Genomic DNA, 12,309 nt, shown 5'->3' with positions numbered 1-12,309 from the left:
TGTGTTGTCGAAACCGTTTAGAATTGGTTTTTCCCAGGGACGCGTTTTTAAAAAAGATTGGAATTGACATTAACTTTACTTCCCAGGGAACGACACAAAAATTAAAACTTTTTCCAGCAGTGCTCAGATTCTCCCTGTGTGATGGCAAGACTAACATCTATATATATCTAAACTAAAAGAACCTTGTGCGCGTCAAGGTTCTTTTTACAATTATATATTAAGCATTTAATTTAAATTGCTCTGCCTTACCATACATACCGTTCTCAGCTGTTACGTCATTCAATTCTGCAATAACAACCTTAGGAGTGGAAGGGCCAAATATTGTAGAAATATAGCTAACTTTAAATGTATAAATAGCTTTTATCCGGAAGTTTCGGTATTCAGGCGAATTTTTTGTAGTCGTCCAATAAAGAACCTCGCCATCTCTATCCGCTAAAGCGACTACTCGATGTTCGTCATTTTTAAAGCATGACAAAAACTCAAGTTCCCTCGTATATTTTTTTCCTTTTTCAAATCCGTTCACTTCTTTGATTGCAAGCACCATCGAAATACACCTCATTCCATAGTGGTATGTATTTAATATAACAGAACTAACGTTCGATTTCCAGTCAAAAGCGTAAAAAATTTGAATATTTAGTCATTATAGCGGCCAAAGGGATAATTTATAATAGCTCATATACTTTTTTGCACATTAAAACTTGAAAATTCTACTTCCGATGCGTCGATAGAAACGCTGTTTTTATTGTTCCGTCGGTGTATTTGTTATGAATTGAGGTGCATAGTCAAAATCGTTTAGAATTGTTTCTTTCCCTGGGATGCAATTTTTATTTGCCTGAATTTATCATGCAGAACTCTGTACAAAATCGTTGCAAAGTTCTGTACTTCTATTTTGCATTACACACCTTTCGAGATAAAAATACGAAAGCCGTATCCATCAACCATTGAGGTTTCTGGATACGGCTTTCTCTTCATGCAATTGCAGTTACTAAACTGAATTCCTTTGACACAGTGGCGCGTTTTTATTCACCTGCTGCAGAAATCTTATAAATCACACCGCCATCAGTGGATGCAATAAGCTCGCCATCCTCAGTTACAAGAATATCACGGAAACGTTCGCCTTCTTCAGTTAATAGGCGTTCTTCTCCAACGATGAATTCATCTTCAATAACGACACGTACAATATAGTTTGGCGCTAAACCACCGATGAACAGGTTGTTCTCCCATTCAGGAATTGCGTCGTTATCATAGAATGCCATACCACTTGGCGCACTTGTCGGATCCCAATAATATCTTGGTTCAACAAAGCCTTGCGCTTCGTGTTCTGAAATCCCCTCATTGATCAATTCACCAGAGTACTCGATACCATAAGAAACAATCGGCCATCCATAGTTATTACCTGGTTCAATAATATTCAGTTCATCCCCAGCTTGTGGACCGAATTCAACAATCCATAAGTTTCCTGTTTCAGGGTGGAAGTCTATACCTTGAATATTACGGTGACCGTAGCTGTAAATACCATCCAGTGCGTCTTCATCTTCGATAAATGGATTCGTACCTACTGGTTCTCCATCTTGTGTAATGTGAATTACTTTACCCAAGTAAGCATCCAAGTCTTGTGCACGTTCGCGAATCGGATCATCTGAACGTTCACCAGTTGTTAAGAACAGGTTGCCATCTTCATCAAAGATAATACGTCCACCATAGTGTAAGTCACCTTCATATGCTGGTGTTGCCTGGAAGATTGTTTCAAAATTTTCCAATGACATTTCATCTTCTGATAAAACACCTTTACCGACAGCAGTTACAGTACCACCTTCAACATCTTGAGCAAAAGTCAAAAATACCATTCTTGATTCGTCAAAATCAGGTGGAACGGCTACATCAAGTAAACCACCCTGACCTTCGGCATTTACTTCTGGTGTACCTTCGAGTGGATCTGAATCAGCGTACTCATTAAGGTTCACAATAAGAAGTTCTGCTGAATCTCTTTGCGTAACAAGCAAGCGGTTTGGTTCAAACTCTGCCATACCCCATAATACGCCAAGACCGTCAGCAATAATTTCCTCATTAAGTTCTGTTTCAGTCTCTACTGCAGGTGCTCTTGTTTGTTCTGGAAATGCCGGTTCAAACTCAGTGACTTTTGGTTCAGTTTCTGCAGATTCTGCATCTGTAGTTTCCTCAGCCCCTTCGTCTGCAGGTTCTTCTGCAGGTTCTTCTGCAGGTTCTTCTGCAGGTTCTTCTGCAGGCTCTTCTGCTGGTTCTTCTGCTGGTTCTTCTGCAGGCTCATCCGCTGGTTCCTGGTCTGTAGTTTCCTCATCGCCACCACATGCTGCCAAAGCCAAAATAAAGATCAGCATCATAAAGAATAGTAATCTTGACCACGAAGCTTTCGTCATCATTTTTCCTCCCCTTTCTAAAATATGTAACTGAATATATTAAAATTCATTTCCCTGAAATCCCGTATCAAAACCTGGTTAAGGCTTTCATATTATAATTAAAAATATGAAAATCCTTTGAAAATAATGTTATCACAATTTTGTGATAAAAACAATAATCTGATTTTTCATGATATAGATTAAATTCTTGTAATAATGTTTTGTTAAAAGACGACAACCGGAGTTGCCGCCTTTTGTGATGTATTCAGCCTGCCTTTGTCCCGCATCCCCTGCACGGCGGAATGCTTCGCAGATGTTACGTACACATAGTGCTGGCAGCCATGCCCAACAGGTTCGGCATCATCTGTGAAAATATGATTTTAATCGGGTTACTCCCCAGGGTTTTTGAAGCATTGAGCCAATCAAGCTCTTTCTCCTGCAACCCCAAATTGTCCCTAAGGCATAAACAACGGAAAACAAAATTTATATGATTGAATAAATAAGTGAGACCACACCTGGAATGTTGATCCACCGGGTGTGGCACTGTATGTATTATAAACTGCTGTGTATTGTCAGAGTCGTTTAGAGTTTTTACACAGAATCCTAACTAAAAAAATAAGCTTCAGCAGCCTGTCAAAAGGATACCAAAACTTATCTTTAATTGGGCTTCCGGCTCCTAGAACAAGCCGCCGAGCCCTCCGCCTAGTTTAGATTTCGCCAAATCCATCAATTCGTCCTTTTCATTTTCGTCGATCTTGCCATCGTCATATGCCTGCTTGACTTGAGTGATGATTTCTTTCGCTTCTCCCATGTCAGCATTGCTGATTTTTTCTTTCAATGCGTCAAAAGTTTGGCCCATTAGAAAAATCCCTCCTCAAATTATCCTTCACAAACATTATACCCTCCGTGAAAGTGTACAAACGGAATTCATGAAAGTAGAGTTTTAAAATCGGACAAAAGTAAGCATCGTTTCCCAGGGACGCGTTTTTTATGCTTAGAACAACCGGACAGCTGCAGTGGTTTACCGTAACACGCCATGCGGCAAAATGGCATGGACGCCTTTGACGCCATTAACGACTTGAGTGACATGGAGATCGACGGCGACGCTTGATAAAGCGGTCGCTTCGGCTTTTGTGACGTCGTAAAATTGTTGCATCAGCTGCACCATTTCATCCAGTGCAACCGCTGCGGCTTCGTTCAGGTCTTCGTTGAAGCCGAATGTGATCCAACCGGCTGGTGTGTTGGCCTGCGGCATCGTCAAGGTCTTGTCTTCATGAAGGATCAATGTGACATTCACCAGATCCATCGGGCATTCGATGGCTGTCCCGGAATTCTCCCCGTCTCCTTGGAGCGCGTGGCCATCACCGAGTGAAAACATGGCGCCTTCGACTGCCACCGGCAAAAACAAGCTGCTGCCTCTGACCAATTCCTTGCAGTCGATATTGCCGCCGCAATAACGGGGAGGAGTTGTACGATGTGTGCCTGGTTCTGCCGGCGCGACGCCCATTAAGGCAAGAAAAGGAGACAGACCGACACGGAATTCCTTTTCCCCGATTTGACAGCTGCCCGTCATTTTCAACGGATCCAATTTCCAGTCCAGTTGAATTCGTTCATTGTCGACCAATCCGAGTTTTTCGTTTTGCCAGGCTTGCGTCCCCGCAGCCCAGTTCCTTCCGTACCATGCCAGAACCAGTTCATTTGTTCTGATTTCAAGGACCATTCCCGGTTTCGCGCCTTCAATGGCAATCGGCCCCACGAGCGGGTGCCCGAGCTCCTCTTCCTGTTCACGCGATTCGAAAATCGTCCTCTCTTCATTTTCCGATGCCGAATAGCCCCACTGGATATCCAGCGTTCTCAACTGGATGGAATCACCGGAATTCACCGTTAGGATCGGCTGGTATTCACGGTTGAACGATGAATGAAAATTTTTGGAATCCAATTCAATTTTATGTATCACTGCTGCAGCTCCTTTCAACTAAAAAATATATCCTTTATCATTATATCGAAAACTGAAAACTCTTGATATGCATTTTCTCTTTCTGAAGATCTGTTTCACGGCGATTGTCGGAATAAAGTTATCCGGAGAGGAAAGTGGAATGGTGGAAAAGGGACTCTTTATGTAAAGAGAGGTTGGTTGCATGAAAAATGTGATTACAGTCAAGAAAATATACCACTTCGGACATAAAATAGAGCCACTTTTGCCTACAAGAGAGCCACCTTCTGTATACTTAATTTGCGCAACATTTGACGCTTACCTTTAAAATAAACTCCTTTAGTATCCACTATTTTTAATTTCGCTAACGCGTCGTCAGGATGTATAGTCCATGAAATTTTCCTTCCTAGGGAACGACACAATTCCCGAACAATTTATACAGATGAATAAAGTAAAAGAAACACGTCCGAAATGCTGATTAAGCGGTTGTATCTCTGTATAAAATATAAGTTGTACTGTATTGTCAAAATCGTTTAGAATTGTTTCTTTCCCTGGGACTCGATTTCCAATACCCACCATCTGTGTTGCAGTGCCTGAGTCTGGGGCGCATAAGAAAGCAATGTTCCAAGAGACGGGTAGTCTTCAGGGAAACCGAAGCCGAGGAAAGACAGCCCTGACTCTATGCCAATATTTGCAGCGAGTGATAATGTTCCGTTTACGATGACGATACCCACCAGGTTCGGCATCATCTGTGAAAATATGATTTTGACCGGGTTACTCCCCAGGGTTCTTGAAGCATGGATATAATCAAGCATTTTCTCCTGCAGTGCCAGCGAACGGATTAGCCTTGCCGTACCCATCCACAGGAATAAAGCCATAATTGCACTGAACGTCCAAATATCATTAATTCCAGCAGTCCCTAGATTGTCTCTGTGTAAGAGAAAATCATGAACATTTACCTTTTGAGATAAAAATACGAAAGCCGTATCCGTTAACCATTGAGGTTCTGGATACGGCTTATTCTTCGTACATTTGTGTTAATAAACTGGATTGGACTTGGCACAGGGAAGCGATTTCTCCTGGATACGACTTTTTCTCCATGCAATTGTAATTAATAAATTGAATTGGCTTTGACACAGGGAGGCGTCACTGTTTAGAATAGTTTCTTTCTATAGGAGGCGATTTTCGATGAATAGAAAAACACACCCGTAATGTTGATGCAACGGGTGTGGTAATGTTTAAAATATAAATTACAGTATATTGTTGGAATCATTTAGAGTTGTTTTCTTACCTAGTGGTGTATTTTCTGGCTATTTTTTTAAATTCACTCTCAAGTAACTATATTTTTTTAATCTATAAAGCCCTCCTGAAATATAAAGGTTTTCATTGATCTATTTGATCTATAACGATACCAGGAATAGAAATCGAACCACCCATTGTGGATTCGTAAGTAATCAATCCACTTGATATGCCTCTTATTGTTATCGTGTCGTCTTCTAAAATACGGGAGTCGACCAAAGAAGCGTCAAATTCCGCAAAGAGGATATGATCATAATCATCATTTACAGCCAGTCTTATTTGTGTCAGACCATCGCCTTCCATTACTTGAACGACAGTTCCGCTAAATTTAACTTTTTCAAATATAAATTCATCAGGTGTTCTGGCTAATTGGTCATAAGTGATGCCCGTATCATAACCCATTCTTTCTTCTTCCTCGGCAGCTGCTTTTTCATCAGCAGCTTTTTTAGCTTCTACTTCTTCCTTCGCTTTTGCCTCAGCCTCTGCCTTTTCTTTTGCAGCTTCTTCTTCTGCTGCTTTCTCCGCTTTCTCCTCCTCTTCTTTCTTCTTCAATTCAGCTTCTTTTGCTTTTCTTTCTTTTTCCTCCAACAGGAAGAACGGTTCAGCTTCTTTTACTTTGGCTTCCAGTTCTTCGATTCTCTTTTCAGCCTCTTTATTTTTGGATTCCAGTGCTACAACTTTCGAAGCGAGTTCCTTGTTTTTTTCTTCTAATTTTTTCACCGTTTTTTGATTTCCACTTTCTGAAGCTTCCACTTCTGTCGGCTCCAGAACTGTTGCATCCTGTACTCGGGCTGGGCCTGTCTGCGTTGAAATGCTACTGGAAAATGCCAGGAACCCTATTAGAATAACAATTCCTGGAGCTTTTAAAGATTTTTTGTTAACCGCAGAAATTATCAGTATTACAATACCGACTATCATTGCCAATAAACCAAAAATACCGAATAAAGCATCTTGCGGGAAATCACTGAGACTTAGCAGAACAAAACCGACAATTCCAATATATGCTGCAATCTTCTTTGAAATTTCAGTAAAAAAAGTTAGTATAAAAAGAATTAAACCAGCAAACATCGTTGTTAAACCAATTACCCCTAATAATGTACTCATTTTTTCCGCCCCTTTCCGAATTCTTCCTGTAAATTGTGTACTGGTTTCTACTGAAATAAGTTAACAGTTAGCGAATAACATCGAGGTACCGTCGGGATTGGAATAAATCTATAATCGTTTCTCTTTCGCCTGTGGTTTCCCTTCCCTTTTATATGTACTAAAGACAAATTATTCTTATTGACCATCAAGCTATTATTAGTTTCCATAGGTAATAATATTTAAGGTTAGCGAATTATTATAAATTTAACATAATATTCAGACTATTAATAGATGTTTATTTAGTTCAAAGCTACCTTTATTCATTTGAGCTTAGATTCAGTTAGTTTGGTTACCAAGGAGTCGCACACTTCAAGCCGATTTTAATAACTGCATTAATTTAGCTTCCAAGGAACGACACAATTCCCAAACAATTTATAAGCTTGAATAAAGAGCAACCATCATCGTTAAATCGCTGATTTTACAAATCAGTGGGTTTATAAATTTTAAATTGCAGTGCATAGTCAAAATCATTTAGAATTGTTTCTTCCCAAGATGAGTATTAAAAAATTCCATAAAAAAGCTGCGAATCTCTTCGCAGCTTTTTTACAGTTAATTATTTCACTCCAAAAACCCAACAATCCCCTCCATCAACCCATCCGCCAACGGCAAATCAGGATTACTGTATGCCGCTCCATCCTCGCTTTCATCCGATACCGTCTTCAGCACATGGTTCATATCCTCAATAATCAGAAGTTGTGATGCCGTCTGCGCCGCATGCAAACTTTCTGCATCGGATACCGGCACCTGCGAATCAGCAGTGCCGCCAATGATCAGGACCGGGATCTCCAGTGCCGCCACTTCTTCCTGCGGATCATACGCCAGCCAGGAAATCATATAAGGCTGGACCGACGGACGGAAAATACTTTGCAATTCGGGGCTGACCGTTGCCACCTGATCGCCTTCCTTCAACTGGCCGATGATTTGCCGGGCTTCATTCATGAGGTCTTCCGGAAGCTGTGCAGCCAGCTGCTCCATCAGCACTTCATCAATGGGGCGTCCCGCTCCCGCAATAGAGACGAACGAATCGGCTGAAGCACGCTCTGCCGCCACCATGCCGATCAGCGAGCCTTCACTGTGCCCGACAATCCCGACTTCATTGAATGCGTCATCCGATTTCAAATGCTCCACCCAGGCAGCCGCGTCATTGATATAATCGTCAAAAGTCAGATCCGCTTCACTGCCGCCCAGTGCCTGGTTCATCCCGACACCGCGCTTATCGTAGCGGACACTGGCAATGCCATTCGCCGCCAACTCTTCTGCCACCATCTTCAAACTATTGTTTTTGCCGGGAAGCATCAGTGAATTGCCATCGCGGTCTGTCGGTCCTGAACCGGCTAAAATCAGCATCGCCGGAAACGGTCCTTCCCCTTCAGGCATCTCGACTTCCGCTTTCATCGTGCCTCCTGCAACTTCGATTTCAATAAAATCCTCTTCCTCAACCGTTTCTTCCGCTGTACCCGGCGCTAACTCGAACGGAAAGGTCTGGCCCTGCTGTGTAAAATCGCCGGAAATTTTCCCGTCTTCCAGTTTCCCGTCGAACACAAGCCGTTGTCCCTGAAGATTTAAATCAAACATTAAATCTGGATCATTGAATTCTACTGTCGAAAAGGGGAAATCGCTCAGCCCCTGCAGCGGGATGCTTAATGTGCCGCCATCTTCTTCAAACTCTACAACGATTGACAGCACCTGATTGGGTACCTGAATGGACCCTTCCCATATCCCTGTTATTTCGTCCATGGAACTTGCCTCCTCAATTACTGCGTCTTCACTTCCACCACTGCAGGCAGCCAATAAAAGAAGCATCGCCAGTAAACTTCCTATCCATAAGGGATTCTTCACTATATCTCCTCCCGCATCTTTTCGATTCTTTCTATAAAATACCATGAAATGTCCAAGGGGAAACAGTGGGAGTGAATTTCCAGTAGCTCCCAGATTCTCCCTGTGTCGCAAACATTTGTGAATAGTTAATTTTACTAGTAAAAATATTAAAGCCGCATCCATTAACCCTTGAGGTTCATGGATATGGACTTTTATTCGTGCAATTGTAGTTAATAAACTGAATTGGGTTTGACACAGGGAGACGATTTTACGATTGAATTCTACTGTCGAAAAGAGAAAATCGCTCAGCCCCTGCAGCGGGATACTCAATGTGACACCATCTTGTGTAAACTCCACAAGTATTGGCAGCGGCTGATTGGGCACCTGAATTTAACCTTCCCATGTGCCTGTGATTTCTTCCGTAGAATTTGCCTCCTCAGTTGTGGCGTCTTCACTATCATTACTGCAGGCTGCTACTAAAAGTAGTAGCACCAGTAAATTTGCTATCCATAAGGGATTCTTCACTATATATCCTCCCGCATCTTTTCGATTCTTTCTATAAAATAACGTGAAATGTCCAAGGCGAAACAGTGGGAGCGAATTTCCAGCAGTTCCCACATTCTCCCTGTGTCGCGCGCAATTATGAATACTTAACTTTTCAGATAAAAATACGAAAGCCGAATTCGCTAACCCTTGAGGTTAATGAATTCGGCAATTTCCTCATTCAATTGTAGTTAATAAATTGAATTGGGTTTGACACAGGGAGGTGATTTTAAAACATACTTGGAAATATATGTATTACAATTTCTAGTGTATTGTCAAAATCATTCAGAATGAATTCTTTCCCATCGATTTTTATGAAAGAAACACGCCCGAAATGCTGATTAAGTGGGGTGTCTTTGAATAAAATATAAATTGTACTGCATTGTCAAAATCGTTTAGAATTGTTTCTTTCCCTAGGACATGATCTAGCTCTTCTTCACTGCATCTCCATTATTAATTGTGTCTATCAATGGAGGTGCAGTTCAAAATACTAATGCAGTGGGTGTGGCAATGTTTAGATTATAAATTGTAGTGTATTGTCAGATTCGTTTAAAATTGTTTTTCACACAGGGACTCGAATTTTATCCTACTTTAATTTCTTAAGCTAGAGCTAGGTACATGTTCAATTTTTATACCTTTTCTTCTATTACAATCTTTATGAGCTAATTGTAAATTTAAGAACTTATCTCTTCCACCTATTCCCAATGGAATTCTGTGATCTACTTCTAATTCATCGGAAATAAATAATAAACCTGTACAAAGGGGACATTGATTTTGCTGTTTTTTTAACAAACTTTGTTTTTCTTCATGAGATAAAGTAATTCTTCGACCGTCGACTTTATAGCCATCCCATAACTCTAAGACCATTTCTTGATATTTTTTTATTCCATCTCCATTTTGATCTTCTAGAGGTAGTGATTTCGTATAGGCGAATAAACTAGATATTTCTTCTTTAATTTTAATTCTGTTTAATCTAATCATTTCATATGAAATTTTAGACAATACATTCCAAAGTGCATAAAACGACTGTAAGGTTCTTCTCGCACCTTTTGAATGTTGAAGATAAAATAATTTTGTTAATTCTTCCTTTAAATAATCTTCTACATTTTCGGAAACATCTTTATCAACCAATAGAAGTTTAAGTTTTTTCAAAAACTTTTCAACTTCACTAATGCTTTTCAAAAATCTTCTTTTAATTTCCTCTTCTTCAGATGCAATGTTTAAAACTTTCGTAATTTCTACTTTTGATTTTACTCGAAAATTAATTTTATCTGTTCTTTGATAGATATCTAAATCATCATTAGCATCTGGATATTCTTCCTTGTATTCAAAGTAAGCCAAAGTTGTTATTAATTCTTCATTTTCCATTCTGGTATTTTGTAACTTAGAATAAAACCACATATTATTCTTTGAAACTACCTGTTTAATTTTACTTACAATTTCATGATCAACGTACGAATTCCACATCTCAAATGTATTCTCTCTAATGGGATAAGGTTTATTATTTAATCTAATAAACAAATCAATCGGATCAAATTGAGGGTTGATTTTAGCGTCAATTGTAACTAATGACAAATTGAAATCTAATATTTTTTCTTTTAAAACATCGTTTAAATCTTGATATGACTTGCCATTTAATTCATCTAGAATCCTTAGCTTATTCAATTTATAATTATTCTTTTCCGAACTACTTAATTCACCGTTCTCATCTAAGAACTCTTCACCAATAAAACCTAAAATGGATAGAAGTCTTTGCTGTCCATCTACTACTTCCAATATTCCATCTAATCTCTTATAAATAAAAATAGGCGGTAAATTTATTCCTAATAATATACTTTCGATTATGGCTGAAGATTTCATTTGATTTATGGATTCTCCCCTTTGATAAGAAGGTCTCACTAAAAATCGTTTTCTATTCATCAATCTACATATATCATCAATTGTAGTAGAACTTGCATCTGGTTTATTCAGTCTCAAACTTTCAAACACTTCTATAATTTGGTGAGTATCAGATGAATTATTCATAATAGTTTTTAGTTTTTTTTGAGTTGTAACATTATTTTTAATATATATTTCAAAGTTAATATTGAACAAGTCTTCGAAAAAAGACGCTGTTCCTGAATACCTTTCCTTCATTTCTTTATAGAAATGGCTATTTTCAGTAGTGTATATATTTATATTCTTTCCAATAAAATTAATTAATCTTTCATTGATGTCTTCTTTATTTATTCTCTCTAAATTGATACCTTCTTGTTCCATAATAGTAAATGCCCAAAATAAACATTCGAATACCAGTTTATTATGTTCAACTTTCTTTGCAGAAAGCTTATTTTTAATAATTTTTAGTAATTCTATTTTCTTGAAAAAATTGTTATACAACTCTTCAACATCCTGAGTGTTTTCACTAAGACTTTCAAAGAACTTTTGAATTAGTTCTTTTCTACTTTTAGAAGTACTATAATAATTTATTGGTATATTATGTAAGACTAAAAAGACCCTTACTTTTGACATTGCCTTTTCTAATGTTATTCCTTTTTTACCGAGTTCTTTTTCTCTTTCAGAAAAAAATATATCTAAAAACTCTATGTAATCTTTTTCTCCTTCTTTAAATTTCCTTTTAAAAAAAGTAGTTGTATCATCATTAATATAAATAGCTTTTTCAATCTCAGCATTCTTTAATGGTGTAATTCCGGAGTTATATCTTCTGAATATTTCTTTCTTGATTTGATCCTCTTTCCTATAGTCTAACTTAGGTTCATTTACAATACTAAATTCAATTATTCTTAACTTAGTATCCCAAAATACATCCTGCAGATTTACATCAAAGTCTCCGAAGCTCTTTTTTTGTAAGTCTCCAAAAATATTCAGACCATTTTTTGTGAGATGAAATTGATTATCCTTAAATCTTTTAATAGTCTCAAAACGTTGTCTTCCATCTATTACTTCAATATTCTTACCTGTGTTAAAGAATACAAGGGGGGGAATTTCAGTTCCCAAAAGAATACTCTCAATAAAGTAGGTAGCCTTATCAGTATCCCAAACATAGTTTCTCTGGTAATAAGGATCAAAGACAGTACTTCTTGTTCTGCGTTCATTCGCGAATAGAGTTTCGATAGACATCACCTTTGAATCAATTTTGATATGATTTTTAAATATCTCTTTTATTTCTTCGTCTTTTAGAAATAAATCTGCCATAAT

Annotated in this window: 7 protein-coding genes and 1 pseudogene; all 8 read right to left on the bottom strand. The window is 38.6% G+C overall.

What is annotated here, in order from left to right; genetic code table 11:
* Positions 1 to 217 precede the first annotated feature (217 nt).
* Positions 218 to 544, bottom strand: a complete 327-nt coding sequence (locus ACFQ1X_RS01915; protein WP_144840442.1) for a hypothetical protein — start codon at positions 542 to 544, stop codon at positions 218 to 220.
* A 475-nt stretch (positions 545 to 1,019) separates the two neighbouring features.
* Entirely contained in the window at positions 1,020 to 2,396 is a 1,377-nt protein-coding gene (locus tag ACFQ1X_RS01910) for a PQQ-dependent sugar dehydrogenase (protein ID WP_379081127.1), read from the bottom strand.
* Between the two features lie 655 nt (positions 2,397 to 3,051).
* Entirely contained in the window at positions 3,052 to 3,234 is a 183-nt protein-coding gene (locus tag ACFQ1X_RS01905; RefSeq protein ID WP_068872267.1) for a hypothetical protein, read from the bottom strand.
* Positions 3,235 to 3,396: 162 nt separating this feature from the next.
* On the bottom strand, positions 3,397 to 4,332 hold the full coding sequence (locus ACFQ1X_RS01900; RefSeq protein WP_144840440.1) for an acetamidase/formamidase family protein: 936 nt from the start codon (positions 4,330 to 4,332) through the stop codon (positions 3,397 to 3,399).
* Positions 4,333 to 4,877: 545 nt separating this feature from the next.
* A pseudogene (locus ACFQ1X_RS01895) lies at positions 4,878 to 5,207 on the bottom strand (ABC transporter permease); the annotation flags it as partial.
* Between the two features lie 484 nt (positions 5,208 to 5,691).
* Positions 5,692 to 6,711 (bottom strand): toxin regulator, encoded by a 1,020-nt coding sequence (locus tag ACFQ1X_RS01890; RefSeq protein WP_379081123.1) that lies wholly within the window; start codon positions 6,709 to 6,711, stop codon positions 5,692 to 5,694.
* Positions 6,712 to 7,308: 597 nt separating this feature from the next.
* Positions 7,309 to 8,589, bottom strand: coding sequence for an alpha/beta hydrolase (locus ACFQ1X_RS01885; protein ID WP_379081120.1), 1,281 nt, complete (start codon positions 8,587 to 8,589; stop codon positions 7,309 to 7,311).
* A 1,113-nt stretch (positions 8,590 to 9,702) separates the two neighbouring features.
* Positions 9,703 to 12,306, bottom strand: a complete 2,604-nt coding sequence (locus tag ACFQ1X_RS01880; RefSeq protein ID WP_144840438.1) for a GmrSD restriction endonuclease domain-containing protein — start codon at positions 12,304 to 12,306, stop codon at positions 9,703 to 9,705.
* Between the last annotated feature and the right edge of the window lie 3 nt (positions 12,307 to 12,309).

Source organism: Metaplanococcus flavidus (genome assembly GCF_042675885.1).
GTDB classification, from domain to species: domain Bacteria; phylum Bacillota; class Bacilli; order Bacillales_A; family Planococcaceae; genus Planococcus; species Planococcus flavidus.
The sequence above is the reverse complement of the archived record's forward strand: the minus strand, read 5'-3'. Positions and strand labels throughout refer to the sequence as shown.

What these genes read in the sequence shown, in the direction of transcription:
- ACFQ1X_RS01890 (WP_379081123.1), bottom strand. Translation starts at nt 6,711, where the DNA reads ATGAGTACATTATTAGGGGTAATTGGTTTAACAACGATGTTTGCTGGT.
- ACFQ1X_RS01880 (WP_144840438.1), bottom strand. Translation starts at nt 12,306, where the DNA reads ATGGCAGATTTATTTCTAAAAGACGAAGAAATAAAAGAGATATTTAAA.
- ACFQ1X_RS01910 (WP_379081127.1), bottom strand. Translation starts at nt 2,396, where the DNA reads ATGACGAAAGCTTCGTGGTCAAGATTACTATTCTTTATGATGCTGATC.
- ACFQ1X_RS01905 (WP_068872267.1), bottom strand. Translation starts at nt 3,234, where the DNA reads ATGGGCCAAACTTTTGACGCATTGAAAGAAAAAATCAGCAATGCTGAC.
- ACFQ1X_RS01915 (WP_144840442.1), bottom strand. Translation starts at nt 544, where the DNA reads ATGGTGCTTGCAATCAAAGAAGTGAACGGATTTGAAAAAGGAAAAAAA.